General features: G+C 38.1%; 28 protein-coding genes. 16 read left to right on the forward strand and 12 right to left on the reverse strand.

Annotated elements, in window-relative coordinates; all coding sequences use genetic code 11:
- Nucleotides 1–61 precede the first annotated feature (61 nt).
- From BM143_RS04030 to BM143_RS04050, 5 genes are all read left to right on the forward strand, one after another.
- Nucleotides 62–772, forward strand: coding sequence for an SH3 domain-containing protein (locus BM143_RS04030; RefSeq protein WP_090023202.1), 711 nt, complete (start codon nt 62–64; stop codon nt 770–772).
- Nucleotides 773–795: 23 nt separating this feature from the next.
- The gene (locus BM143_RS04035; protein WP_139221981.1) at nt 796–1,431 is read left to right on the forward strand and encodes a hypothetical protein; all 636 of its coding nucleotides are present in this window, start codon (nt 796–798) and stop codon (nt 1,429–1,431) included.
- A 54-nt stretch (nt 1,432–1,485) separates the two neighbouring features.
- A complete protein-coding gene (locus BM143_RS04040; protein WP_090023206.1) occupies nt 1,486–1,860 on the forward strand; it encodes a hypothetical protein in 375 nt (124 codons plus the stop codon).
- Nucleotides 1,861–1,913: 53 nt separating this feature from the next.
- The gene (locus BM143_RS04045) at nt 1,914–2,726 is read left to right on the forward strand and encodes a hypothetical protein (RefSeq protein ID WP_090023208.1); all 813 of its coding nucleotides are present in this window, start codon (nt 1,914–1,916) and stop codon (nt 2,724–2,726) included.
- 78 nt (nt 2,727–2,804) lie between these two features.
- A complete protein-coding gene (locus tag BM143_RS04050; RefSeq protein WP_090023211.1) occupies nt 2,805–3,341 on the forward strand; it encodes a hypothetical protein in 537 nt (178 codons plus the stop codon).
- 146 nt (nt 3,342–3,487) lie between these two features.
- On the opposite strand, the gene BM143_RS04055 is transcribed toward BM143_RS04050, so the two are convergent.
- Nucleotides 3,488–4,600 (reverse strand): 5-(carboxyamino)imidazole ribonucleotide synthase, encoded by a 1,113-nt coding sequence (locus tag BM143_RS04055; protein ID WP_090023213.1) that lies wholly within the window; start codon nt 4,598–4,600, stop codon nt 3,488–3,490.
- A gap of 43 nt (nt 4,601–4,643) precedes the next feature.
- On the reverse strand, nt 4,644–5,195 hold the full coding sequence (locus BM143_RS04060) for a DUF1543 domain-containing protein (RefSeq protein ID WP_034729150.1): 552 nt from the start codon (nt 5,193–5,195) through the stop codon (nt 4,644–4,646).
- An 85-nt stretch (nt 5,196–5,280) separates the two neighbouring features.
- Here BM143_RS04060 and BM143_RS04065 point away from each other — a divergent pair, with 85 nt between their 5' ends.
- Together BM143_RS04065 and BM143_RS04070 are read left to right on the forward strand one after the other, a co-directional pair.
- Nucleotides 5,281–6,111 carry a sulfite exporter TauE/SafE family protein gene (locus tag BM143_RS04065; RefSeq protein WP_090023215.1) on the forward strand — a complete coding sequence of 277 codons (831 nt, stop codon included), beginning with the start codon at nt 5,281–5,283 and terminating at the stop codon, nt 6,109–6,111.
- Entirely contained in the window at nt 6,111–6,494 is a 384-nt protein-coding gene (locus tag BM143_RS04070) for a DUF1634 domain-containing protein (protein WP_034728948.1), read from the forward strand. The genes BM143_RS04065 and BM143_RS04070 overlap by 1 nt, the downstream gene beginning before the upstream one ends.
- A gap of 3 nt (nt 6,495–6,497) precedes the next feature.
- Here BM143_RS04070 and gloA2 read toward each other — a convergent pair whose 3' ends face one another.
- From gloA2 to BM143_RS04085, 3 genes are read right to left on the reverse strand one after another with little or no spacing between them, the layout of a single operon-like run.
- Nucleotides 6,498–6,875 carry an SMU1112c/YaeR family gloxylase I-like metalloprotein gene (gloA2, locus tag BM143_RS04075; RefSeq protein ID WP_090023217.1) on the reverse strand — a complete coding sequence of 126 codons (378 nt, stop codon included), beginning with the start codon at nt 6,873–6,875 and terminating at the stop codon, nt 6,498–6,500.
- A gap of 10 nt (nt 6,876–6,885) precedes the next feature.
- Nucleotides 6,886–7,809, reverse strand: a complete 924-nt coding sequence (locus BM143_RS04080; protein WP_090023219.1) for a hypothetical protein — start codon at nt 7,807–7,809, stop codon at nt 6,886–6,888.
- A complete protein-coding gene (locus BM143_RS04085) occupies nt 7,809–8,249 on the reverse strand; it encodes a nuclear transport factor 2 family protein (RefSeq protein ID WP_090023222.1) in 441 nt (146 codons plus the stop codon). Before BM143_RS04085 ends, BM143_RS04080 begins: the two co-directional genes overlap by 1 nt.
- A 132-nt stretch (nt 8,250–8,381) precedes the next feature.
- Between BM143_RS04085 and BM143_RS04090 the strand changes: the two genes are divergently transcribed.
- On the forward strand, nt 8,382–9,464 hold the full coding sequence (locus BM143_RS04090; RefSeq protein ID WP_090023223.1) for an endonuclease/exonuclease/phosphatase family protein: 1,083 nt from the start codon (nt 8,382–8,384) through the stop codon (nt 9,462–9,464).
- A 421-nt stretch (nt 9,465–9,885) separates the two neighbouring features.
- Here BM143_RS04090 and BM143_RS04095 read toward each other — a convergent pair whose 3' ends face one another.
- A complete protein-coding gene (locus tag BM143_RS04095) occupies nt 9,886–11,172 on the reverse strand; it encodes an adenylosuccinate synthase (RefSeq protein ID WP_090023225.1) in 1,287 nt (428 codons plus the stop codon).
- A 255-nt stretch (nt 11,173–11,427) separates the two neighbouring features.
- Between BM143_RS04095 and BM143_RS23890 the strand changes: the two genes are divergently transcribed.
- Nucleotides 11,428–11,574, forward strand: a complete 147-nt coding sequence (locus BM143_RS23890; protein ID WP_167375239.1) for a hypothetical protein — start codon at nt 11,428–11,430, stop codon at nt 11,572–11,574.
- A 50-nt stretch (nt 11,575–11,624) separates the two neighbouring features.
- Nucleotides 11,625–12,560 (forward strand): alpha/beta fold hydrolase, encoded by a 936-nt coding sequence (locus tag BM143_RS04100; RefSeq protein WP_090023227.1) that lies wholly within the window; start codon nt 11,625–11,627, stop codon nt 12,558–12,560.
- Nucleotides 12,561–13,022: 462 nt separating this feature from the next.
- Here the strand turns inward: BM143_RS04100 and BM143_RS04105 are convergent, their stop codons facing one another.
- Nucleotides 13,023–14,612, reverse strand: a complete 1,590-nt coding sequence (locus BM143_RS04105) for an ABC-F family ATP-binding cassette domain-containing protein (RefSeq protein WP_090023229.1) — start codon at nt 14,610–14,612, stop codon at nt 13,023–13,025.
- Between the two features lie 386 nt (nt 14,613–14,998).
- On the opposite strand from BM143_RS04105, the gene BM143_RS04110 reads away from it, so the two are divergent.
- The 6 genes from BM143_RS04110 (at nt 14,999) to BM143_RS04135 (ending at nt 20,019) form a co-directional block, all read left to right on the forward strand.
- Nucleotides 14,999–15,553, forward strand: a complete 555-nt coding sequence (locus tag BM143_RS04110) for a phosphoribosyltransferase (protein WP_034728922.1) — start codon at nt 14,999–15,001, stop codon at nt 15,551–15,553.
- A 125-nt stretch (nt 15,554–15,678) separates the two neighbouring features.
- Complete coding sequence (locus BM143_RS04115; RefSeq protein WP_034728921.1) at nt 15,679–16,257, forward strand: adenylate kinase; 579 nt, start codon at nt 15,679–15,681, stop codon at nt 16,255–16,257.
- Between the two features lie 67 nt (nt 16,258–16,324).
- A complete protein-coding gene (gene obgE / locus BM143_RS04120) occupies nt 16,325–17,308 on the forward strand; it encodes a GTPase ObgE (RefSeq protein ID WP_090023230.1) in 984 nt (327 codons plus the stop codon).
- 3 nt (nt 17,309–17,311) lie between these two features.
- Entirely contained in the window at nt 17,312–18,085 is a 774-nt protein-coding gene (locus tag BM143_RS04125) for a hypothetical protein (protein WP_090023233.1), read from the forward strand.
- A 64-nt stretch (nt 18,086–18,149) separates the two neighbouring features.
- The gene (locus BM143_RS04130) at nt 18,150–18,638 is read left to right on the forward strand and encodes a DUF6438 domain-containing protein (protein WP_090023235.1); all 489 of its coding nucleotides are present in this window, start codon (nt 18,150–18,152) and stop codon (nt 18,636–18,638) included.
- Nucleotides 18,639–18,726: 88 nt separating this feature from the next.
- Nucleotides 18,727–20,019 (forward strand): DEAD/DEAH box helicase, encoded by a 1,293-nt coding sequence (locus BM143_RS04135; RefSeq protein WP_090023879.1) that lies wholly within the window; start codon nt 18,727–18,729, stop codon nt 20,017–20,019.
- A gap of 132 nt (nt 20,020–20,151) precedes the next feature.
- Here the strand turns inward: BM143_RS04135 and BM143_RS04140 are convergent, their stop codons facing one another.
- From BM143_RS04140 to BM143_RS04160, 5 genes are all read right to left on the reverse strand, one after another.
- Nucleotides 20,152–21,306 carry a hypothetical protein gene (locus BM143_RS04140; protein ID WP_090023237.1) on the reverse strand — a complete coding sequence of 385 codons (1,155 nt, stop codon included), beginning with the start codon at nt 21,304–21,306 and terminating at the stop codon, nt 20,152–20,154.
- A gap of 9 nt (nt 21,307–21,315) precedes the next feature.
- A complete protein-coding gene (locus BM143_RS04145) occupies nt 21,316–22,080 on the reverse strand; it encodes a TatD family hydrolase (RefSeq protein WP_090023239.1) in 765 nt (254 codons plus the stop codon).
- 4 nt (nt 22,081–22,084) lie between these two features.
- Nucleotides 22,085–22,612, reverse strand: a complete 528-nt coding sequence (locus BM143_RS04150) for a DUF4269 domain-containing protein (protein ID WP_090023241.1) — start codon at nt 22,610–22,612, stop codon at nt 22,085–22,087.
- Entirely contained in the window at nt 22,605–23,564 is a 960-nt protein-coding gene (locus BM143_RS04155) for a GSCFA domain-containing protein (protein WP_090023243.1), read from the reverse strand. The genes BM143_RS04150 and BM143_RS04155 overlap by 8 nt, the downstream gene beginning before the upstream one ends.
- An 88-nt stretch (nt 23,565–23,652) precedes the next feature.
- Complete coding sequence (locus tag BM143_RS04160) at nt 23,653–24,624, reverse strand: polyprenyl synthetase family protein (RefSeq protein ID WP_034728908.1); 972 nt, start codon at nt 24,622–24,624, stop codon at nt 23,653–23,655.
- Nucleotides 24,625–24,699: the final 75 nt, after the last annotated feature.

A 24,699-nucleotide genomic window follows, 5' to 3' on the forward strand; every position in this document is an offset into this window, starting at 1 on the left:
TAAATTACTTAATTGAAATTCACCAATAATAAAGTATTAATTTTAACCGATAAAAACAGCATTGAAAACAAATAAAATAATCCTGCTGGCGGCCGCTTTAAGTTTCCAGTTTTCATGGTCTCAATTTGCAAAGATCGTTGACAAAGACGGTTATGTGAATCTGAGGAAAGAAGCGGATGGGAAAAGTGATATTGTGGGAAAGATCAATTCGGATGAGATCCTTTATCTATTCAGTCCCGAAGATAACAAGAACTGGCTTAATGCTGATTACACCGACAAAAATGGGAAAAATCTGTCAGGATACATTCACAGTTCAAGAGTTAAGTATATAGAATCTTATCGATCGGTTCCTGTAGTTTCTATTAATGAAAACAAAGCGGTTTTTAATTCAAAAAACATCACCGTTACTATTGAATCTGAACCTTTTAATTACAAGGAAAACAAAAAGTATTTTTCAACTACTGATTACAAAGATTATAAAGTTGAGGATAAATTTAAAGGCCAGCAGATCTGGGGTACGGATGGAACTATTCCACAGACTCACTATAAATCGATCTCTGTGAAAATGGGCGGGAAAACACTTCTGATTCCCTCAAAGGAGATTGAAAACCTTTTTAATATCAACACGGAATCTGCTGCCTGCTATTTTGATTCTGAACATGAAACGTTGTACATCAATATGGTGAACTCAGATGGAGCCGGAGGATATGCTGTTCTTTTTACAATAGAAAAAGGAGTTTTTAAAGGAAAAACACTCATCATCCCTTTCTAACAAGAATATCTAAAAAAACAACCATGAAAATCAACTCATTATTAATACTCTTTATGGCTATTGCTTTAGCTTCCTGCAAAGAGAAAAAGGAAGCCGTCAAAGCTGAAACTTCACAACCCGTACTTGCGGATACTGTTATAGCAATGCCTCCGGAAGAGCTAAAAACCGACACAGCCGCTGCAGATGAATCCGAAAATATAAAAACCGAAGAACCGGCCGCAGAACCTGAAACGATCACTGACGATTTTGCCTTCAATAAATTTCCGTCTGCGAATTATAAGTTCGTCAAAAAAGCAAAGCTTGATTTTTCCAGTGATGAAGGTGCCTATAATTTCAGAACAAGAATCAAGGATGCCTACGAATCAGGTACTCCTAATTTTGCCAGTTATTATATCACTGTTATTTTCGGATGTGGTGCAAGCTGCATTATGGGAATGATGATGGATGTGCGTGACGGAAAAATCTATGGACTTCCTCTGGGAGAAGAGACCTCCTGCCTGTTTGCCGACGACCGGGCCATTTTCTATCCGGACAGCAGGTTATTTATTGCGAGCATCTGCCGGGAATCCAATGAGGCTGAGAATGTGTATTACCACGCTTTTGTCTGGAATGAGCAAAAGAAGGTTTTTGAAAAGGTGGAAGAGAAAGATATTAAGTAAAGGATTATTTTTACAGAGAAGGCTTTATTGCCATATATTTAATTTTACATTGTAATGAAAAAAAGACTTCTCGCCTATATTCTTCTTTTTATAGTCTATTGTTTTCTTGCAGTACCAATTGCTACTTTGGATGACATTCTGAATACCCATCAATTCGAACTTGTGACGGGTTTAGGTTTTGGAATTTTAAATTTCCTGTTTTCTTTTATTGTTTTAAAATGGAAAATCATTTTTAGCGTCATCAGTGGATTATTTATAGCATTTCTGGCTTTAGCAATGGCCAATTTGACATGGTTGCTGAAAATTGCACCCGAATGGGATGACTATGGTATTATGACTGCAATTCTTACCAATGCCGCAAGCTCTATCGTATTTTGGGAAATAATATTTTGGAGTAAAAGTAAATCAGCACGTATTTTCAATAAATAAATGAATTGAATTTGAGTATACAATTTTTGTATTTTAGCGTAGAAAAATAATCTATGAAACAAATTACAGCAATCCTTTTAATCATTATGTCTTTAATGATTTCTGCACAGGAAAATACATATTCAAAAAAGGAATTTCAGCAGAAACTGGATTCCATTAAAGCAGAAGGAAATCTATTATATTCTCATGAAATCGCATCATGGAACTCCGGTGATCTTATGGCTTCAAATAAAAAATTACGTGAGATGGCCCAAAGTTATTTGACTTACAAGAGCAATGATACTGTAAAAACCGTTTTTCTGAATAAAGACCAGAATCTGGTTGTTGCTGAATACTCATTCAAAAACAACCAAAAGAAGCCTGTCAGAGAAAATCTGCAGCAAAGACAACTCAATCAGACAGAGCTTAATATAAATAAAATCCGAAGTACGGTTATATCTCAATTATCAGATCCAAAATATGAAGTGAGCGCACCCGAAGGCTATAATCTTAACCTTATCATCATTCCAATCAATGAAAATTATAAAGTATATCTGATTCCCGGGACTTCTCAGTCAGGGGTCATTCCATTTGGGAACGATTATCTCTTTATTACCGATAAAGAAGGTAAAATTACGTCCAATCAAAGATTTCACTCAAGGCTTATTCCGGCATTTACTCAGGGAGAGAACGGTACTTTAACCATGGCTACCCACAGTCACTTAAGAACAAGTCCTTTCATCTCCGCAACGGACATCTGTACGTTTAAACTTTACGCTCCTTTAACAAAACTTGAAGAGTTTTCTGTTTATTCGCCAGCTCTGGGAACCTATATGAAGTACAATTATAAAAAAGATTCCATTGAGAAAACTAAAGATCCGTTATAAATAACAACTACTGATTACAATCAATTCACTGTCAAGAAGGTTTATTATTTCTGACTCTGCTTTTATTAAAACTTCCTTATGACCGAAAATCTTGAAACGTTCTACTCTTTTTTAATCTCTTTATTACCGTTCTCATTTGTTATTGCAGCGATTGGATTGATTATCGCCATGTTGACACGCCTGTTTAAAAATGATATGGTAAAAGTCATCGGTATCGCTCTATTTATTCAGACTTTTATTTTAGGAATTTTATTAATCATTGTTCAGAATATGGTGGTAAAAAATGTCCGGAGTGAAGTCATAGGCATACTTTCTGATCCTAAAATCAAAATATCGATTGACAGTGCGGATTTTGGATCGTTGCAGACAGAGGAATTAAAAAATGAGCTTTTGAAACTCAAAGATATTTCCACCAACCACAGCCATGCAATGGATAAAAAAGCAATTCAGGTGATTTCGCCGGCTGGAAATTTTAATATTTTCATCGCACGAGATTCAAATAACCCAAAAGAATTCTGGATTTTTACAAATAGATACAAGTCTGGTGAGGACAAAGAAATAGGAAAGATTAAAACATCAAATATTGTATTGGACAATGTAAATCGTTCAGAATAATAATGCTTAGCAATCGCGATATTTTTTCCACAAAGTAATCAACAAGTTGATTTGATGAAGCGAATGAATAAACGGCATTGACAAAACCACAAAAAAGAGCTGCAATCATCATTACAGCTCTTTTATATTTATTTTAAGTCTAAGTCTTATTCCGCGATCACTCTCACCATACTTTTCACTTTCACCAGTTTTTCCATCAATTCTTCTCTGGTATCGGCCAGAACATTGATGTGTCCCATTTTTCTTCCGGGCTTGGTTTCTGTTTTTCCGTATAAATGGATGTACGTTTTTGGAAGCTTCAGAACGTCATCCATTCCTTCGTAAATGACTTTTCCGGCATGTCCTTCTGCCCCTACAAGATTCAGCATTCCGCTGTATCCGAAGGCATCCGTGTCGGCTAAAGGCAGGTTTTTCACCACACGATACATTTGCTCGAATTGGGAATTCGCATTTCCTTCCTGGCTTTGGTGACCGGAATTATGGAGTCTCGGAGCCGTTTCATTCACCCATATTTTTCCTTCTTTATCCAGGAATAATTCGATGGCAAAAAGTCCCGGAGAATTGACTGCATTCAGAAATTTCTCTGTAATAGAATCAATCTGTTTCTGGATATCTTCGCTTAAAAATACCGGACAGATATTAAAATCCAATAGGTTTAATTTAGGATCTGCTACCATTTCAGTCACAGGAAATGTTTTGGTCTCCCCACTTTCATTTCTGGCAACGATCACGGAAAGTTCTTTGTCGATGTCTACCAGACTTTCGATCACTGAAGCTTCTTTCCATACATCCTGATAATCCTCTTCTGTTCTGATTACCTGAACGCCTTTTCCGTCATAACCTCCCGTATTCATTTTCTGCACAAACGGCAGCGGCATCATGATCTTTTCATCACTGTTCCACACCACCTGAAATTCAGGGCTTGGAATATCATAGGTTTTGTAGAATTCTTTCTGAAGGATCTTCTGCTGAATGGTTTTGATGATTGCCGCATTCGGAACTACTTTTATGCCTTGTTTTTCAAGCTCGGCCAACGCATCAGCGTTCACATGCTCTATTTCAATAGTCACTACATCTTTATCTTTCCCGAAGTTCAGTACCGTTTCAAAATCATTGAAATTTCCTTGGGTAAAGTGGGAAATATTGTTGCACGGTGCGTCAGATGCCGGATCCAGCGTATAAAATTCGTCGTCGTATTTCAGTGCGCTTTGTATCAGCATTCTTCCCAGCTGTCCGCCTCCTAAAATTCCTATTTTCATTCTTACTTTTATTTTTTCTATTAGATTTTCTTAATGGAAAGCTTTATTGAACCTTATCAATCTTTAAATATCCCAGTCCCATTGGATTCTCCTGATTTTCTGCATCAGATTTTGTCAGTACAATCGAATATTTTTCTTTCATTTTTTCAGGAAGGATATCATTGACATTAAAAATATCGTCAATATCAACTCCGTGTTTGTCATCCACATGGCTTACGGCACCTTCAAAACCCATCGTTGCATAAAATTCCGTAGCTTTTGCTCTTTTGATGATCTCTCCCATTGATTGTCCAACCATCAGATGCTGCTCGTGAAATTCTTCAAAAAAGCCTCTCTTGTATCCTCCCAAATTAAGAAAGTACAGTTGGTTTTCGGAAGGCTGATCTGTCTTTTCCACGATCTTCACCTCATATCCGTCTGCGAATTTCACTTCCTGATGACAGTCTAAATGGATCTTTCCTTCGGCTTCTTTCCAGAAATCCTTCATATCGGGAACGAGATCTTTAAGATTTTCTGCGATCCCGAAAAACACGTCATGCTGCTCGATATTCCTGCCCTTGGGCGTTGCACCGAGAATGATATAAAATAATTTCATTTCACTTTTCATGCCTACAAAAATACGTCAAATTTATCTTTTTTAAACGTTTGGCAGAGTACGGCAATAGTTTTATATTTGTAGCATGTCAGAAATCATCATTCTGTTCCTCGGCGCGGTTTCAGCCGGTCTTTTAGGTTCACTTACGGGTTTGGGAGGAGGAGTTATCATTATTCCTTTATTAACGCTGGGTTTCGGCGTTCCTATGCATTATGCAATCGGTGCTTCTTTAATTTCTGTGATCGGAACTTCCTCCGGTGCGGCGGTAGCTTTCGTCAAAGAAGGTTTTACCAATATGCGGATCGGAATGTTTCTGGAGATCGGAACTACGGCAGGCGCTATTATGGGAGCTTTGCTTTCCGGAATGCTTAATCCCAATACCATCGGGATTATCTTTGCCAGTATTCTTTTATTGACTGTGATTTTAAATCTTAAAGGAAAGCCTGATCATCAGGAACCTTTAATTAAAGGAAGTCTGGAAGAAAAACTGAAACTCTACGGAACTTTTCCTGATAAAGGCGTTTTAAAAAGCTATTCTGCAAGAAATACCGTTCCGGGATTTTTAATGATGATGTTTGCCGGTGCGATGTCCGGACTTTTAGGAATCGGTTCCGGTGCGCTTAAAGTATTGGCGATGGACAATATGATGAAACTGCCGTTCAAAGTTTCTACAACGACGAGTAACTTTATGATTGGTGTAACGGCTGTAGCCAGTGCCCTGATTTATTTCCAGAGAGGTGAGATCATTCCTGTGATCGTAGCTCCGGTACTGATCGGTGTGGTAGTAGGAAGTTTCATCGGTTCAAAAACTCTGATGGTTTCGAAAACAAAGAAATTAAAAGTATTCTTTGCGATCGTGATCACCATCCTGTCAGTGTATATGATGTATAACGGTATCAATAAAAGCTTCAGATAATGAAAAAGAATTTTACAGATGTAGATCTGAACCGTTCGGTAGGAAATCTTCTGAGACTTGGCGTTATTTTGTCTGTAGTGACATCACTGGTAGGTTTTATCAAGCTATTCGTGGAAGGTTTCGAAATGCCTAAAAAATACTCCAGTCTGGATATGGGTTCCTCTTCTGAAAAAGTATGGGGCATGTTCTGGAATTCTCTGTGCAAAGGAGAAGGAATGGCTATTATTCAACTGGGAATTTTATTACTGATCTTTACCCCTTTGGTAAGGATTATCTTCGCTTTGATCGGGTATTTAAAAGAAAAAGACTACGTATATGTAGTCATTTCCTCTATTGTTCTCGTGATTATGGCGATCAGCTTTTTTACAGGCTACGCTCACTAATTTTTACATTTCATAAAACTCCAGCGGAAGTTGGTCCGGATCCTGGGTAAAGAAAAACTTTTTTCCGGTGTATTCATCTATGCGGATATCTTCACAGGTACGGCCTTTGGCTATAAGTTCATCTCTTTTAGCTCCAACATTCTCTACAGAAAACGCCAGATGTCTTAAACCACAGGATTCAGGGCGGGAAGGTCTTTCCGGTGGATCAGGGAATGAAAAAAGCTCGATTACATAATGGTCTCCGATAGCCAGATCAAGCTTGTAAGACTGTCTTTCTTCACGGTATACTTCACGGATGATATTCAAGCCTATCACTTCAGTATAGAATTTTTTTGAAACTTCATAATCTGAACATATAATGGCAATGTGATGGATCTTCATTTTTATATTTTTATAGTGTATTAAATTTTTCTATCAACAGTTTTTTATAAATTTTTCTGAGTTTTCTATCTACTTCTTCGGCTTTCAGAGCCTCTCCTATTCTTGCAGAATTTACAATGACTTTTGTCGTATTATTATCTTTTGAATACATATTAAACTGAACATCCCAAATCGTCTGGTCGCCCAGCTGAAGCGTGTTGATTTTATATTCATTACTCTCCTCTATCATTTTGAAAGCTACTGCTTTTATAGAATCATCAGATACATGATAAAATTTTTCGTTATTGTAAAGATTTTTCTGCTCAAATTTCCCCATACCGAAAAACCGCCCTCTGTTCATGGCTATAATCCTTGCTGTATCTTTCTCTACCCTGATATCCCTTTTCTTTAGTTCTAAAAGGACTTCATTCTTTGATTTATTGATCTCAAAAGAAGTATTATTATTAAAGTGAAGATTCCCGGAATAAGGCACGTATGAAAAATACCTGCTTCCATTTGAGGTTGACATCAAGATCAGCATGGAAGGTAGTAATACAAAGGATGGATTGATCTTCTTAAAAGCAAAATGATCAATAATTCGTGTATTTTTAATCAATATATAAGGAACAGGAAGTAGCAGTAGAACCAGCAAATCTGTATAATCTACCACCCTGTGAAGCGGAATGGGTGACACCGTATTATACAACTGGATCAGATTCTCCGAATAAGGGGATTTCCAAAAGGCAAATAAGAAACCTGCCACAAAAACAGAGTATTGTTTCAGTTTTGGAAACAGATACGTGAGTAGCATTGGCAGCAGGATAATTCCCACCACATCCGACAGTTTGCCCGTAAACCAGCTTGTATATTGGAATTTAAAAAAATGGTCGTTTAAAAACAGGATAGCCAGACAGCTTATAAAGATGTAGTTTAAGATCAGATTTCGGTTCCTCATTATTTTATTTCTCTGCAGTTTTCTTTTCTTCTGGTATCGATGATGTACTGAATTTTCCAGTCGTTCTGCTGTTTCACCAACTGAAAACTGTTGGCTCCGCAATGTGAAAATTTCCCTTTAAAATAGAAAGAATATGGGGTAAATACACTGGCAAGTCCTCCGTCTGTATGAACGGCATCGATGATTATTTTTTCATCCAGATCGCCCTTTGAAAATTTGGAAACAGAAGCGATAAATTCCTGTATGTTTTCATTTTTTACGGTTCCGTCTTTAGCGATGCTCTGTAAAATGGCATTCTCTGCAAAAGCCGATTTTACAAGTTCAGTATCCGCATTTTTCATGCCGAGAAACAGATTACGGATGGGTTTTTCAATGTCCTGATTCTGCTGTCCGAAACAGAACGTACAGAACAGTAAAGTGAGTGCGGCAAGTTTATTCATAGGGTTATCAATTAATCTGACCCAATAAAATTAGGAAAAAATCCTGTAAATAATTAAAATTAACAAAGTTTAAAAAGTGAATCGCGCTTCATTATCAGGAAATAGATTATTTTTATCAGTTTATTTGACATTATGTGGGGAATTTATTTGTTTTTAATTGCGTTATTGGTTCTGTTAACCATACTTCCTAAAATTCAAAATGCGCATTGGGTATTCAGGGTTCCGGAATTTGGTAAGATTCAGATAACCTATGTTGTTGTGATTACGTTTGTTATAGGCTTTCTGATTGATCACCCTCAAAATTTCTGGTACGGACAGGGACTTTTGCTCTTACTGTTTGTTCATCATGGGGTAACATTGGTCAAATACACTCCGCTTTATCCGGTAAAAAAGCATAAACAGCAACACCAGTCTTCTAAAAAGCTGCATTTTATTTCCGCCAATGTCTACCAGTTTAATAAAGAATACGATCGGTTTATTCAACTTATTGAGAAACATAAACCGGAGGTCTTTATGACGATGGAAAGCAATGGTGACTGGGAAAAAGCAATGACCGTTCTTGAAAAAGATTATCCGTTTCATCATAAGGTGACGCTTGAAAATACGTACGGAATGCATTTCTATTCTAAGCTTGAGATTAAAAGTGCGCAGACGCATTATTTTGTGGCTGATGATATTCCGAGTATTGAAGTTCACCTGAAGACGGAAGATGGTTTTTCATTTGTCTTTTTTGGGGTACATCCGCCGCCGCCGAGCCCTACGGAAGAGGAAACTTCAAAAGAAAGAGACGGAGATTTATTAAGTGCTGCAAAATGCGTCAAAGACATCAAAGAACCTGTCATTGTTGTCGGAGATTTCAATAATGTAGCATGGTCAAAATCATCCATATTATTCAGAAAAACCAGTCATCTGATTGATCCGAGGATCGGGCATTCCTTTGTCTCTACCTTTCATGCCAAATACCTTCTGCTGAGATTTCCGATTGACTTAATGTTCCACAGTGAAGATATTTTCATCAAAGAACTTAAAACCTTAGAAAACTTCGGCTCCGACCATCTACCAGTGTATTGTGAGTTTTTTATTGATCATCATAATGACGAACAGGAGGAAGAAGTAGAAGAAGCTACCACGGAAGAAAAAGCGGAGGCGGAAGAAATGATACAGGAAGGAAAAGAAGAGGATGGAGACCGTGATGCGGTGGTAACAGAGGGATAGAATTTAATTGACATACAATGCTATGATCGCAATTTTTCCGATTAAACCTGTAACTTGTTTAAACTTTTGAGTTGGAAAAGCGCAAAGGAACGCAAGTTTTTTTCTAATTCGAATGCTTTAAGGCGCAAGGATTTTATCTCCGATAAAATTGTAGGCCGTTCAATAAACGCCAATAAACTTGCTGAAAATATTGGATTTTCCTGCGTCTTAAATTATCCTCATTTTTGGTCAAGCTTTGCTTTCCTTTGTGCTTTTCCAACTCTGAAAGGATATAATAAATGTCTGCCTGAAATGAGTTCATGAAATATTTTCGTTCGCAAGGGTATTTCACTCAGCAAAAACAACGATCAACCTTAACTCAAAAAAATAAAAAAGCCGTTTCATCAGTGATGAAACGGCTTTTTCTATTGTTGGATTATTCTTAGAATAATTCTTTTCTGATGATGTTCTGGCTTCTTTCAGGGCCTACAGAAACTAAGTATACATTGATTCCAAGGTATTTCTCGATGAACTCGATGTATTTCTGAGCCGTGTCAGGAAGTTCGTCGTAGCTTCTTACTTTGGTAAGATCTTCGTTCCAACCTGGCAGATCCTGATAGATCGGCTCATAGTTGTATAATTTCTCAGTTGAAGAAGTGAAATAATCGATGATTTTTCCGTCTTCTGTCTTATAATGTGTTACGATTTTCAGGTTTTCGATTCCTGTAAGAACGTCTAATTTAGTAATAACAAGATTGTTGATCCCGTTGATCATACAAGCGTGCTTTAAAGAAACAAGGTCTAACCAACCTGTTCTTCTTGGTCTTCCTGTTGTAGCTCCAAATTCACCACCGATCTGTCTGATCTTTTCGCCTAATTCATTATCAAGCTCAGATGGGAAAGGTCCGTTTCCAACTCTTGTACAGTATGCTTTTGCAACCCCGATAAGGTTTTGAAGTGACGTTGGCGGAACACCTGCTCCTGTACAAACTCCTCCTGTAGACGGAGAAGATGAAGTTACGTACGGATAGGTTCCGAAGTCGATATCAAGCATCAATGCCTGAGCTCCTTCAAAAAGAACGTTTTTACCGTCTCTGATGGCTTCGTTCAATTCAACTTCCGTATCTACGATTCTGTCCTGAAGCTGTTTTCCAAGCTCTAAAAATTCGTTGTAGATTTCTTCAACATCTAAAGTCGGTTTTCCGTAATATTTTTCGAAAAGAGAGTTTTTAATTTTTAAGTTTTTCTCAATTTTCTCTCTTAGAATTTCAGGATTTAAAAGGTCGATCATTCTGATTCCCACTCTTGAAATTTTATCTTCGTAGCAAGGTCCGATTCCTTTTTTAGTGGTTCCGATTTGCGTTCCTCCGTGTTCTTCTTCACGGTAAGTATCCAAAAGAATGTGGTAAGGCATGATCACATGCGCTCTTCTGCTGATAAAAATGTGGTCAGTTTTCAAGCCTTTGCTTTCAATCTGGCCAACCTCTTTAATGAAAGATTTTGGGTTTACCACTACTCCGTTCGCAATGATACACTTCCCTTTGCACTGTAGAACTCCTGAAGGGAGAAGGTGCAAAACAAATTTCTCTTCACCCACATAAACCGTGTGACCAGCGTTGTCTCCACCCTGGAAACGAACTACATAATCCGATTTAGCAGATAAAACATCCGTGATTTTTCCTTTACCTTCATCTCCATATTGAAGACCTACAACTACGTAAGTTGACATATTTTTCTTTTATTTTAGATTCATGCAAAATTACTTTTTAAAAATAGGGTGGGCAAATTATGGGAGGATTTTATTTTGGGGTGGGGTGGAAATCATGTGGTTGGAGAGAAATATATTGAGTGTTTTTTTATTATGTATATTTGATAATAAAGCAGGTCACAATCAATAATGTAAAAATTTACTCTGAAAAAAAATTAATGAGACATGAAGATCTGGCTTTGAAAAAATTAAAAATATTAACGTAAAAGCACCAATATGTTATTAGAAAATAATTATTCAAAAGTAACTGATGAATTAAAGAAGGGTGAAAGATCTGGCCTTATAGATAAATTCAATCGTAAAAACTTCTTAACTGATCTTTATAGAAAGTTAAGACAAGCTGCAGGAAAACGTCAGAAATAAACTGATAAATTAGATAATTAAACACTGAAACGCTCAAAGCTCCTCCCATCATGAGATCATCACAAAAATCATCCTACCTCTCCCCATCTCCCGCCAGCGAAACAAAGCTCTTCCACACCCTTTTCAATCCCGATGAAATTCCCGTAAAAGCTACTTTACTCATCATTCACGGTATGCAGGAGCACAGCGGAAGATATGCTGAAATAGCAACCAATTTTGCAGATCAGGGTATAGCAGTTCTTACTTATGACCATTTAGGACACGGAAAATCGGTGAAGGAGAAAAAAGACATTGGGTTTTTCCAACTGAAGCAACCGGATGAAAAACTTGTTTCCGATGCTGAAGCAATGGGCGACCATCTTATACGACAATTTCCGGATGTTCCTCATTTTGTTCTTGGCCATTCTATGGGATCATTTGTGACACGCTGTCTTCTTCAGAGAGCCGGAGGTAAATTTAATGGAGCAATCATTACAGGAACCGGAGGTCCTTTGGCAGGCATCAACTTAATCAACGGTTATCTCTCATTAGCCAACAAAATAGCGCCTCACTATCCTACTTATCTAAATACCCTTTTTAATACGGTCAATAATAAGCCTTTTAAGAAAGACAAAGACTTCAGCGATACAAGCTGGCTGAGCCTGAACCCGGCCAACAGAAAAGCGTTTGCCGAAGATGAACTCTGCGGTGTTCCTTTTACCAATAATGCTTTTTACGCCCTATTCAGCATTTATAAAAAAGCTACAGCAAGAAACTGGGCTGTTTCTATTCCAAAATCCTTCCCTCTCCTGTTTGTGAGTGGACAGAATGATCCTATCGGAGATTTCAGCAAAGGAGTGATGAAAACCGTTGAGTATCTAAAGCAGGACGGATTTAAAGATATCAGCGTGAAAATCTATCCCAACATGCGACACGAAATATTAAATGAGGAAATCAGGCAAGAGGTCTTCAATGAAATATTTCAGTGGATTTCAAAGCATTTATAAAGCTAAACATTACTGCATCTTTACAAATGGATTGCCGGATTCTCTAATTCTATTTAAATAAGTTGGTTCATAGAAAATTTCAATGTTGACATTTGTCATTGCGAGCCGCAGGCGAAGCAATCTAATTCACATCATCAAAATATAGAGCATAAGATTGCTTCGTCGTTGCACTCCTCGCAATGACACAAATGTAAAAATTTCATCTCCGATACAATTGAATACCGCTAACTGAATACTTATTTACCTATCCAACCCAGCCGAAAATCTTCGATTTTCTTGCGCCTTAAAAACACACTTTTAATCATCCCTTGCGCCCTTGCGATAATCCAACAGCAAATACTTTTCATGCTCAAACCTTATAGGTTTTTAAAACCTATAAGGTTTAAATAAACAGTCAATAAAACACAAACATCAGCAAAATCTGCGGAATCCGCGGGAGAAAAAACATCGGCAGCATATCATTCAATCCAAAATAATCTCCCTCTCCACTCCTATCTCATCCAAAAAGATCTCATCATGGGAAATCACCAGCAATGTCCCTTTATAATCCTTAATAGAAGCCGTCAAAATTTCCACATTCTGCAAGTCCAGATTATTCGTTGGTTCATCCAGAATAATCATATCCGGAGCCTTACTGCTGATGGAAAGCCCGCACAGAAGCAGTCTCAAGCGTTCACCTCCACTTAATACCCCACATTTTTTATCCCAGGCTTCCTTTCCAAACAGAAATCTCGACAGCAGGGTTTTCACTTCGGATTCCTGCATGGCACCATCATTAAATTCCTGAGCAAATTCATAAACACTGATATCCTGACCAATCAGAGAGTATTCCTGATCAACATAAATTGTATTAAACTCAGATCTAATCATTTTTCCTTCAGACGGATTCAGATTACCCAACAGCATTTTCAGTAAGGTCGTTTTGCCGGAACCATTGGATCCTTTGATTGAAATTCTTTCTCCACTACGGATTTCAAGGCTGACAGGATCCTTCCAAAGAGTTTCAATGCCGTATTTAAAATTAATATTTTCAGCACTGATCAGTATTTTCCCGGAATGAAGACAGGAATCATTGAAATTCACTTTCATCTGGTCAGAGTTTTTCAAAGAGGAGCGCAAATCCCGGAGATCACCGGAAATCCCACTGATCTTTTCAGCATGAACCCCTTTCAATCTGGATGTATTTTTCTCAGCATTATTGCGGAGTGTATTCATCATAATTCTTGCGACTCCGGATTTTTCCTGCTTCTGTTTTCCCCTTGCATCCAACTTTTGTTTCCGTTCTATCGTTTCGCGTTCTTTTTCTTTGGCCTTTTTCAGAGCCCGTTCTTTGGCATGAATATCATTGTGAAGTGCTTCCTCCTCTATTTCTTTCTGTTCAACATAGAAATCATAGTTTCCTCCGTATGTAGAAATTCCCTGATTACTTAATTCAAATATAGTATCCGCAAGATTCAGCAGCGTGCGGTCGTGGCTCACCATAACAACCTGAGCATCTGTTCTCTCGATAAGACTGTATAATAATTTTCTGCCCTCCAGATCGAGATGATTCGTAGGTTCGTCCAGTAGAATAAGGTCCGGGGTATTGATCTGGATTCCAGCCAGGAAAACTTTGGTTTTCTGACCTCCGCTCAGGTTTTCCAGTTTCTGGTCTAATCTCACATCTTCAAGTTTCCATTCATGTAAAGCACTTTGGCAGCGTTCTTCAATCTCCCAGTCGTCATTTAGGATTTCAAAATATTCTTCATCCACTTCGCCATTGGTGATCTTTTGGAAGGCATTTAGTTTTTGGTCAATTTTCAGACATTCTGCGATGGTAAGATGATCAAAGTTCCCGAACATCTGCGGAACATAGTACATATCGCCTTTCACGGTGATACTTCCTTCTAAAGGTTGAATTTCGCGGGCCATTATTTTCAGGAGTGTAGATTTCCCTACACCATTACTTCCGACAAGCGCCGATTTTGTTTGGGATGGTATTGTTAAATGGATAGAATGAAACAGAAGGTCTCCTCCCGGAAACCCGTAGGACATATTTTGCAGTAAGATCATGATTTATTTCTTGGTAATAATTAAACATCAGCAACGCATCGGTTACTGTTTGATAATATCGAAAAGAAATTAAATCCTACATGTCTGTATAATTGGGTTTTGGAACTGCAAAGATAGCAAATTCTTCCCAATTCATTTTTTCCTGATAAAAAACATATGACTTTTACCCTGTTTTGAGATTGGTCAAAATTCTTCAAATCAAAATTTGTCTCCTTCTGAAAGATGACTAATTGTAGAATTGATGGGACAGTTGAGTGGAATCAAAGATTTTATCTCCCCATTATTTTTACAGTATCCTCCTGAAACGGGGCATTATGAAATCGGGTGCAAAAGTAGAAAAGATTTTGATCAAAAATCCGTAACTTTGCCAACTACTAAAATTTTTTATGGAAAGCATTAAAGTTCACGACAAAACTTTCGTTCCTTATTTGAAGGACGCCGAGATTCAGCAAATTGTAAAAGAAACAGCTTTAAAGATTTATGAAGACTACAAGGATGAAGTTCCTGTTTTCATCGGGGTTCTGAACGGAGTGATCATGTTCTTCTCAGATCTTTTAAAATATTATCCCGGTGAATGCGAGATTGCTTTCATTCAAATGAGTTCTTATGCAGGAACTGAATCTACAGGGATCGTTTACCAGAAAATGGAGCTGACTAAAGACGTGAAAGACCGTCACATCATTCTTGTGGAAGATATTGTAGACACTGGAAACACTGTTGAAAGTTTATTCAAATATTTCACGGAAACACAGCGTCCGAAATCTGTAAAACTGGCTTCATTCCTATTGAAACCGGATGTATACAAGAAAGATTTCAAACTGGATTATATCGGAAAAGAGATTCCAAATAAGTTTGTTCTTGGTTACGGACTTGATTATGATGAGATAGGAAGAAACCTTGCCAATCTGTATCAACTGGAAGAGGGACAAATCAACCATTAATTTCTGCTACTAGCTTTTGGCTACTAGCCATTAGCTTTAAATATTAAATCGAAATAAAGTAAATATTAACTAAAAAAGCTAAAGGCTGAAAGCGTATTGCTGAAAGCTGCAGGCGAATCAACATTATGATAAACATTGTTCTGTTCGGCCCTCCAGGAAGTGGAAAAGGAACACAAGCTCAAAACCTGATCGAAAAATTCAACTTAAAACAGATTTCAACAGGTGACCTTTTCAGATACAACATGAAAAACGACACCGAACTTGGAAAACTGGCTAAGTCTTACATCGATAAGGGAGAACTGGTTCCGGATCAGGTAACGACGGATATGCTGATCGACGAGCTTAGAAAGCCAACCGATACCAACGGATTTATCTTCGACGGATATCCTAGAACTACGGCTCAGACGCAAGCTTTGGAAACCATCGTAAAAGAGGAACTGAACGACAAGATTGATATCTGCCTATCCTTGGTGGTAGAAGACAAAACTTTAGTGGAAAGACTTCTGAAAAGAGGTGAAACCAGTGGAAGATCTGACGACAGCAATGTAGAGATCATTGAAATCAGAATTAAAGAATATTATACTAAAACAGCAGAAGTAGCCGAACTTTACAAGCAGCAGGGAAAATATGTTGAAGTAAACGGCGTAGGAGAAATTGCTGAAATTTCCCAGAAGCTTTTCGCTGAAGTCGAAAAAATTAAATAATCGGGATATGGTGTACGGGATTGGAAAAATTCTGATCCCGTAAACCGCAACCCGCAACACAAACTATATGTCTAACTTTGTAGATTACGTAAAGATCCATTGTAAAAGCGGACACGGAGGTGCAGGTTCTGCCCACCTTCGCCGTGAAAAATATATTCCTAAAGGCGGTCCGGATGGAGGCGACGGAGGTCGTGGCGGACACGTCATCATGAGAGGAAATGCTCAGGAATGGACTTTACTTCCACTTCGATACACCCGCCACATCAAAGCGGAACGTGGTGAAAACGGAGCGAAAAGCCAGCTTACCGGTGCTGACGGTGCTGATATTTATATCGATGTTCCTATCGGGACCATTGCTAAAAATGAAGAAGGAGAAATTATCGGCGAAATTCTTGAAGACAAACAGGAAATCACTTTGATGCTTGGTGGAAAAGGTGGAAAAGGAAATGAGCACTTCAAATCTTCTACCAACCAGACTCCAAGATATGCACAGCCAGGAATGGATGGTGAGGAAGGATTTGTGGTTTTCGAGCTTAAAATTCTAGCCGATGTAGGTTTGGTTGGTTTTCCTAATGCAGGAAAATCTACACTTCTGGCATCTGTATCAGCGGCAAAACCTAAAATCGCCAATTACGCATTTACAACGCTGACCCCCAATCTTGGTATTGTGGATTACAGAAATTACAAATCATTTGTAATGGCTGATATTCCGGGAATCATTGAAGGGGCTGCTGAAGGAAAAGGTTTAGGACATAGATTCTTAAGACATATTGAAAGAAATTCCATCTTATTATTCTTAATTCCGGCTGATTCTGAAAGTCATTTTCAGGAGTTTAAAATTCTGGAAAATGAATTGACGGAATACAATCCTGAACTTCTGGATAAAGATTTCATCATTTCGATTTCCAAATCAGACCTTCTGGATGAAGAGCTGAAAAAAGAAATCTCAGCTGAATTTCCGGAAAACAGAAAACCGTTATTCTTCTCCGGTGTTACGGGAGAAGGCCTTGTAGAACTGAAAGACGCAGTCTGGAAAAAACTTCACGGATAAAAGATGATACACTCATTAAAGAAAATAACAGCACCCGCTGTTATTTTTGTTTCATTTCTTCTGCCCTCCTCGGCTTATGCTCAAGGGGGTGATTCATTCGTGGAAGCACCCAGATTGGATGAACCGGCACCTTTCAGTGATAAAGCGTTTTTCAGGTTTGAATTCAACAAAAGATTAACCTACAATAAAATTGCTGATCAGGGTACAAATAATGAAGTGAATGAGGTGATCGAATACTATACCAATGACACGGACCTGTCTGTTCTTTCTTTTAACAACAGCAGAAACGGATTCATTTACAATTTAAAAAAAGACACCAATCCTGTTCTTCCCGTTCTGATCAAAGACGAAAACAAAGAAATCAAGCCCGGAAATTTTGACTATTTCAAGGGTGATATTCCTTTGGAGTCGGAAATTGCGGATATTAAGAAAAGAAAAAAGGCAAAAACCGATCAGGTACTGGAATTGGTGGAAAAGAAAGCAGACAACGATCTGATTCATTATAAGTACAACCTTATTCATAAAGGAAAAACGAATGTCGCAGTGATTGAACTGGACATTGCCAATACGGATAAGGATTTTAACAACAACATCCTGTTTGACATGGAACCATTGTTCTTCAAGAATAAAATAGTCTTTGATAAAGGAGAAATTAAAAGCTATTCTTATTACAACACTGCCAAAAAGAGAACAAAGTACTATGAATCAATGAATATTGACCCGGTACTTATACGATTATCATTCACCAAAGGCTGTTGTGTTTCATCTCTGGAGTAAGTTCACTGCTGAACCCGATTCTATTTGGAATAATTATTGAAACAACCCAGAGAAACCATTCCCTATGAAATATGTATTAAGCCTTTGTGCACTGATATTTTTATTTTCCTGCACCACACAGAAAACGGAATCACAATATTCTAAAATTGAATATCAGGCAGGCGCATGTTTTGGATCCTGCCCTATTTTCACGATGACCATTAATCCTGACAGGACAGCGATACTGGAAGCAGAACATTTCAATTTCTCCAAGGATTTTTCAAAAGGGGAATTTTCAAAACCACGGGAAGGAACTTTTAAAGCCGTAATTAAAGAGGCTGACTATAACAAACTCGTTTCTTTACTGAACGGTCTTGATGTTAAAAACCTTCAGGATAAGTACGGATCAAGAAATATCACGGATCTTTCCACGTCCTATCTGAGAATTAATTTTACGGATGGAACTTCCAAAAATGTAGAAGACTATGGCAAAAGAGGAAGTGAAAAGCTGAGAAAAGTCTACCTCTTCATTGAAGACCTGAGACATAACCAGCAGTGGACAAAAGTAAAATGATCCGCTTAAAAATATTTAGACTACCTTTGCACCGTATAATTCCTTCACATTGAGGGAATTTTATTTTAAATTAAAAAAAACAGTTCATTTGAATTTTACAGACCTAAACTTAATAGAACCTATTGCAAAAGCAATTGAGGAACAGGGATATACAAACCCTACGCCCATTCAGGAGAGATCTATCCCTGAAATCTTAAAAGGTAGCGACTTTTTAGGATGTGCACAGACAGGAACGGGAAAAACAGCGGCGTTTGCTATTCCTATTCTACAGAATTTATCAAAAAATAAGACCAAAAACAACCATATAAAAGCCCTGATCTTAACGCCGACAAGAGAACTTGCCATCCAGATCGAGGAAAACATTAATGCATACGGAAAATATCTTCCGCTTAAACAGCTCGTTATTTTCGGAGGTGTAAAGCAGGGAAATCAGGAAGCCGCCCTTAGAAAAGGGATTGATATTCTGGTAGCAACCCCTGGAAGACTTCTGGATTTTATTGCTCAGGGAATCATCAGCTTAAAAAATATTGAGATCTTTGTGCTTGATGAAGCGGACAGAATGCTTGACATGGGTTTCGTACATGACGTAAAGAGAGTGATCAAACTTCTTCCACAGAGAAGACAGACGTTATTCTTTTCTGCGACTATGCCTTCTGAAATCCAGAAATTAGCAGATTCTATCCTGAATAATCCTGTGAAAGTAGAAGTAACTCCGGTTTCTTCCACTGCAGAAACGATTAAGCAGGCGGTTTATTTTGTAGATAAAGATAACAAGCTGAACCTTCTTTCTCATATCCTGGAGAACGAGATCGCTGATTCTGTACTGGTATTTTCCAGAACGAAGCACGGTGCCGACAAAATTGCCAGAAAACTTCAGAAAGACAACATCTCAGCAGAAGCCATTCACGGGAATAAGTCTCAGAATGCGAGACAGAATGCCCTGAATAATTTTAAGTCCGGAAAAACAAGGATTCTGGTGGCTACAGACATCGCAGCAAGAGGTATTGACATCGATGAGCTGAAATATGTGATCAATTTCGAACTTTCCGACGTTTCTGAAACCTATGTTCACAGAATCGGAAGAACGGGAAGAGCCGGTGCTGAAGGATCTTCAATCTCTTTTGTAGACAGTCTTGACCTTTTAAACTTAAGAAATACAGAGAAGCTGATCGGGAAGAAAATTCCGGTGGTAAAGGATCACCCTTTCCATACTGAAAATCTGGTTGCACAGAAAAGAGATTCCAACAACAAGCCTATGGCAGCCGGAGGTGGAAGACCAAGGTCTCCGAAACCTCAGAATAACAACAATAATAAGCCGGCCGGAAGCACTCCTACAGGGTTCAAGAAACCTAAGAATAAGAATTTCACCAGAAAAAAATAATATGAAAGCCCTTTCCAACGAAAGGGCTTTTTTTTATAAAGAATTTTTAGGCTAAAAACTTGTTTAAACATCTATCTGCAAAGGTTTTGAACCTTAACATGGTTAATCGGGAACGATCAGGTCTAAAAAGCTTTAGACTTTCTCTATTTCTTTCCGAACTGAAAAGCAATAAGCAACGATACTGAAAGGGAGGCAGGCCGCCAGATAAGTAGTTGAAAAAAAGTGATCCTGAAAACCCAGTCCGAAAAGAAGGTACTTCTCCAGTACAAAACTGAGCATCGTAAAAAAAACAATGTAGGCCGAAAAATAGAAGACATCATTTATTTTTCTGACATAAAACGATAACAATAAGGCTGCTGCCAGAAAAATCAGCATGACCCATTTATTGCTCTGCCCCTGAAGTGTCAGAGGATTGTACTCAATAATATATTCAAGGTTTTTAGCCGGAAAAAAAACGGTCAGTAGTAAGACAGCTATGGTTAGCAGAAAGGCTGTAACGGTTTGTATTTTACGCTTTGTATGGGTTGCTAAAAAAGGTTTAAGCAGGAAAATAATCAAAGGAATAACGACTACACTTCGGGTCAGAAATAAAACACCCAGACATATTCCTAACACTACCGGTTTCTGAAAATAGTTTTCTTTAAATTTAGTATGCCAGAAAAGGATAAACGCAGCAGCGAAAATAAAGGAGGAAATAAAATCACTCTTGCAGACCGCTTCGTAAATATAAGCCAAAGATATTCCCAGCATTAATATGGCTGTAAACCTGATCAGATTGGTTTTAAATTCCAGCATAACTGCATACGAAAACAGCAGAAAAGCAGCTACCTGAAGATAACCTACATTTCCCAAAAGATAAGCGGGAAGAGCCAGCAAAAGCTGTCCGGGAAGATAGGAGGATAAATTCCCTATAAAGTTACGGGTATCATAAATATATTTCCCGTGAATCCAGTAATCCAATGAAAAATCCAGTGTCTGCCAACGGTCTATGCGAAGTTGGTAAGGATCTTTTAAAACATGGCATAAAGCGATATAACCTACTCCTAAAACACCTGTCAAAAGATAAACAAGCTTTACATTGATCTTTTGGCTCAACAGTTCATTCTTGCTCAGAAAAAATAAGAAAAAATGTACAGTAATAAATGTAACGATCAGGATACTGATTGGAACCAATGATTGACGGATTCCGTATTTGGTCAGGAACAAAAAATTAACCACAAAATAGACTGCAAATAGCATTAAACTGTTTGCCTTGCCGGTTTTCATATAGGTTAAAGTTTTATTCATCTGAAATGCTTAATTCCCAAAAATTCTTACTGCATTTTCTGTAGTAATTCTGTCGATTTCTGTAAAGTCTTTGCCGTAGATATTCACTAATTTTCCGGCTACCAGATCAAGGTAAGAACTTTCATTTCTTTTTCCTCGGTGCGGAACCGGAGCCAGATAAGGTGAATCTGTTTCCAGAACGATTTTATCCAACGGGATTTCATTCAGAAACTGATCGATCTTTCCGTTTTTAAAAGTGACAACACCTCCTATTCCCAATATAAAATTCAGATCTATTGCATGCTTAGCCTGCTCCAGATCCCCTGAAAAACAGTGAAAAATCCCGCGAAGCTTCGGATGTTTTTTTCTTTCCAATACTTCGAATGTTTCATCAAAGCTTTCTCTGGTATGGATCACAATAGGAAGGTCTTTTTCTATGGCCCAATCGATTTGCTGTTCAAAAGCTTTAACCTGAATATCCAGTGTTGTTTTATCCCAGTAAAGATCGATCCCGATCTCTCCTATCGCAGGAAAATCTCTTTCGTCCAGGTAGTTTTTAACGGTTTCAAGTTCTTTCTCCCAGGATTCCGGCTTAACATAACATGGGTGAAGCCCCATCATGGAAATAATCTGTCCGGGATATTCTGTTTCCAGCTGAAGCATTTTCCCATGGGATTCAGAATCAATGGCGGGAAGATAAAGTTTCGTGATTCCTTTGTCTGCAGCCCTTTGGATGGCTTCTTTTCTGTCTTCATCAAATTCTTCTGCGTATAAATGGGTATGTGTATCAATCATTTTCTTAAAATTTTAACAGATCTTCATAAGGGTTTTCCAATTCCATCAGCAGACCGAATGCCGGCTCCGTCTTCATTCCCTGTTTCTTAAGTTCTATTATTTTATGTTTAAAATCTTCTCCTTTTTCCTGTAATATTCTGTATTCTGCCACCATATGACGGTAAGCATTCTGTTCAGTGGACGGTTTATTCTGTCCGAAAATTTCTATGGGAAATTCTTCCAGCATAAAATTCAGGACGATACTTTTTTCTCCGCATACCACAATATTTTCAACTTTTACATCTGTATCTCCCGGCATTAATCGCCTCACAGCGATTTCATCTAAAAAGTCTTCTTCACATTCAAGATCTACTTCGCAAATAATGTCCAGATCGCTGCTCTCGATATCAATTTCAATGGGAATTGTTCCCGCCAGAACTGGAGAATAGTCTTTTAATTTTTCGAAAACCTGATATTTTTTCAGGACATCATAGGCTCTTTTCTGTCTTTCATTGCCTGATTTCAGGTATTCAATATTAGTAAAATCAATCATTTAAAAATATTTTATGCCTTACTTTTTCGCGCTGAGCTTCAATTCTTGCATCAAGTTTTTCTCTGAACTCTATATATTTTGGATCTTTATCATCATCAGTTCTGTGTTCCAATGCCTTATTGATCTTAAAACTTTCTTTGATAAAACTTTTCGTCGCATCCGAAAAATAGGCTTCCCCGAACTTATCAAAGATGTAATTGACAGCCTGCGACGTAGGGTGGATCAAATCTTCCTTGTAAAAACGGTAATCGCGCAGATCATCCATTAAGATCTCATAAACGGGCAGATAATGGCAGTTGTCCAGCTGTAAAAGTGCTTCATGCACGGCTGTGATCAGTTTGGATTTGCTCAGTTGGTTTTCTATCATTCCATCTTTGGTATGACGTACCGGAGAGACCGTAAACAAGATCTGTACATCATCACGGCAGATATCTTTGAGGTTTAAAACTGTATTATAAATGGAATCCGTAAGTTCCTGATGCGAAAGCAGTCTTTTTTCAAAAAACTTCTGCGGGATCTTGTGACAGTTAGCAGCCAGCTTTTTCTTTGGAATAAATTCATAAATAAATGAAGTTCCGTACGTGATGATTACCCAACCAGCATCCTGCAGAAAACGGTTTCCCACTTCTATTCCTGCATTGATTTTATCCAGAGTCTGGTGGATATATCTTCTGTCGAAGCTGCTGTGATGGTCCAGAGAGATAAATTCATCATTAAATGTGATGAGCTCATCTTCGGTATAAAACTCCGAATCATGAAGCCTTTTAACCGCATTACTGATCGAAAAAGGATTAAAGATAGTCCCGAAAGGATTATTCACCGTCTGAAGCTGTCCCTGTCCCAGCAAATCTGTCATTTCCGAAGCAAAACACGATCCTATTGAAAATATTTTATCTTCAACATCAATCTTTTTTTCCGATGGGGGAATGTCTACTTCGGTTCTGAATTTCATTGTATTAGGTAGCAGATGGCAGATAATAGGTTGCAGGTGGCAGCCGGCTATGGAACCTGCAACCTGCGACCTCTCACCTGTGATCTTATTAGCTTTCTCTTCTCAACAGGTAGTTTGCCAGTTCTGCAAAAGGTTTTTTCTTGTCTTCCGGGATATTGATTTTCTCAAGATAGCTTTGTCCGATCTCGTTGTGCTTCTGGATCAGACGTAATGCTTTCTCATCAACTTTCGTTCTTCTGAAGATCTTTTCTACACCGTATACTTTGTCAATATTATCGGTTTTTTTACCGTACCAGTGGTCCAGTTCTTTTCTTTCTTCGTCTGTAGCATGTTCTCTGGCTAAAAGGTATAGAATGGTTTTTTTGTTCTCATAAATATCTCCGGCATGTTTCTTTCCAAACTGAGCCTGGTCTCCGAATACATCCAGATAATCATCCATAATCTGGAACGCAATACCAATGTGTTTTCCGAAATTGAAAATAGCTTTGGCATCTTTAAAATTAGCTCTTGCAATAAGTGCCCCTATTTCAAATGACGACGCACTCAGAACACCTGTTTTGTACGTAATCATTCTGATGTAGTCATCATAGGTTACATCTTCCTGAGTTTCAAAATTAATGTCATACTGCTGTCCTTCGCAAAGAAGAAGTCCGGTATGGGTAAATATTCTGATACATGCCTTGAAGATTTCAGGTTCAAGATCTTCAAAGAATTTATAAGCTTTCAGCATCAGTCCGTCTCCGGAAAGAATCCCGACATTGATTCCGTGTAAGGTATGAATGGTAGGTTTATTTCTTCTTAAAGGGGCCTCATCCATAATATCATCATGGATCAGGGTAAAATTATGGAAAAATTCGATCGCCAGCGCCGGTTTTATCGCTTGTTTCAGATCTCCGCCGAACAGGTCGCACGCCATTAGTACCATAATAGGACGAAGACGCTTTCCGCCGTGGGAAATGATGTAGTTCATCGGGTCATAAAGTTCTGCAGGCTTGTCTTTAAAAGTATACTTCGTGATGGCTTCAGCAACGATTTGCTGGTATCTGTCTAAAAATTCCATAAAATCTTATAATTTGAACAAAAATACAATTTTTCGAGGCTTTATAAAACAAAAAACTTTGCCCCGAAGGACAAA

The organism is Chryseobacterium oleae (assembly GCF_900115055.1).
Taxonomy (GTDB): domain Bacteria; phylum Bacteroidota; class Bacteroidia; order Flavobacteriales; family Weeksellaceae; genus Chryseobacterium; species Chryseobacterium oleae.

Excerpts from the sequence above, each read along its gene's own strand:
- BM143_RS04035 (WP_139221981.1), top strand. The coding sequence starts at position 796 with ATGAAAATCAACTCATTATTAATACTCTTTATGGCTATTGCTTTAGCT.
- BM143_RS04040 (WP_090023206.1), top strand. The coding sequence starts at position 1,486 with ATGAAAAAAAGACTTCTCGCCTATATTCTTCTTTTTATAGTCTATTGT.
- BM143_RS04045 (WP_090023208.1), top strand. The coding sequence starts at position 1,914 with ATGAAACAAATTACAGCAATCCTTTTAATCATTATGTCTTTAATGATT.
- BM143_RS04050 (WP_090023211.1), top strand. The coding sequence starts at position 2,805 with ATGACCGAAAATCTTGAAACGTTCTACTCTTTTTTAATCTCTTTATTA.
- BM143_RS04055 (WP_090023213.1), bottom strand. The coding sequence starts at position 4,600 with ATGAAAATAGGAATTTTAGGAGGCGGACAGCTGGGAAGAATGCTGATA.
- BM143_RS04060 (WP_034729150.1), bottom strand. The coding sequence starts at position 5,195 with ATGAAATTATTTTATATCATTCTCGGTGCAACGCCCAAGGGCAGGAAT.
- BM143_RS04065 (WP_090023215.1), top strand. The coding sequence starts at position 5,281 with ATGTCAGAAATCATCATTCTGTTCCTCGGCGCGGTTTCAGCCGGTCTT.
- BM143_RS04070 (WP_034728948.1), top strand. The coding sequence starts at position 6,111 with ATGAAAAAGAATTTTACAGATGTAGATCTGAACCGTTCGGTAGGAAAT.
- gloA2 (WP_090023217.1), bottom strand. The coding sequence starts at position 6,875 with ATGAAGATCCATCACATTGCCATTATATGTTCAGATTATGAAGTTTCA.
- BM143_RS04080 (WP_090023219.1), bottom strand. The coding sequence starts at position 7,809 with ATGAGGAACCGAAATCTGATCTTAAACTACATCTTTATAAGCTGTCTG.
- BM143_RS04085 (WP_090023222.1), bottom strand. The coding sequence starts at position 8,249 with ATGAATAAACTTGCCGCACTCACTTTACTGTTCTGTACGTTCTGTTTC.
- BM143_RS04090 (WP_090023223.1), top strand. The coding sequence starts at position 8,382 with ATGTGGGGAATTTATTTGTTTTTAATTGCGTTATTGGTTCTGTTAACC.
- BM143_RS04095 (WP_090023225.1), bottom strand. The coding sequence starts at position 11,172 with ATGTCAACTTACGTAGTTGTAGGTCTTCAATATGGAGATGAAGGTAAA.
- BM143_RS23890 (WP_167375239.1), top strand. The coding sequence starts at position 11,428 with ATGTTATTAGAAAATAATTATTCAAAAGTAACTGATGAATTAAAGAAG.
- BM143_RS04100 (WP_090023227.1), top strand. The coding sequence starts at position 11,625 with ATGAGATCATCACAAAAATCATCCTACCTCTCCCCATCTCCCGCCAGC.
- BM143_RS04105 (WP_090023229.1), bottom strand. The coding sequence starts at position 14,612 with ATGATCTTACTGCAAAATATGTCCTACGGGTTTCCGGGAGGAGACCTT.
- BM143_RS04110 (WP_034728922.1), top strand. The coding sequence starts at position 14,999 with ATGGAAAGCATTAAAGTTCACGACAAAACTTTCGTTCCTTATTTGAAG.
- BM143_RS04115 (WP_034728921.1), top strand. The coding sequence starts at position 15,679 with ATGATAAACATTGTTCTGTTCGGCCCTCCAGGAAGTGGAAAAGGAACA.
- obgE (WP_090023230.1), top strand. The coding sequence starts at position 16,325 with ATGTCTAACTTTGTAGATTACGTAAAGATCCATTGTAAAAGCGGACAC.
- BM143_RS04125 (WP_090023233.1), top strand. The coding sequence starts at position 17,312 with ATGATACACTCATTAAAGAAAATAACAGCACCCGCTGTTATTTTTGTT.
- BM143_RS04130 (WP_090023235.1), top strand. The coding sequence starts at position 18,150 with ATGAAATATGTATTAAGCCTTTGTGCACTGATATTTTTATTTTCCTGC.
- BM143_RS04140 (WP_090023237.1), bottom strand. The coding sequence starts at position 21,306 with ATGAATAAAACTTTAACCTATATGAAAACCGGCAAGGCAAACAGTTTA.
- BM143_RS04145 (WP_090023239.1), bottom strand. The coding sequence starts at position 22,080 with ATGATTGATACACATACCCATTTATACGCAGAAGAATTTGATGAAGAC.
- BM143_RS04150 (WP_090023241.1), bottom strand. The coding sequence starts at position 22,612 with ATGATTGATTTTACTAATATTGAATACCTGAAATCAGGCAATGAAAGA.
- BM143_RS04155 (WP_090023243.1), bottom strand. The coding sequence starts at position 23,564 with ATGAAATTCAGAACCGAAGTAGACATTCCCCCATCGGAAAAAAAGATT.
- BM143_RS04160 (WP_034728908.1), bottom strand. The coding sequence starts at position 24,624 with ATGGAATTTTTAGACAGATACCAGCAAATCGTTGCTGAAGCCATCACG.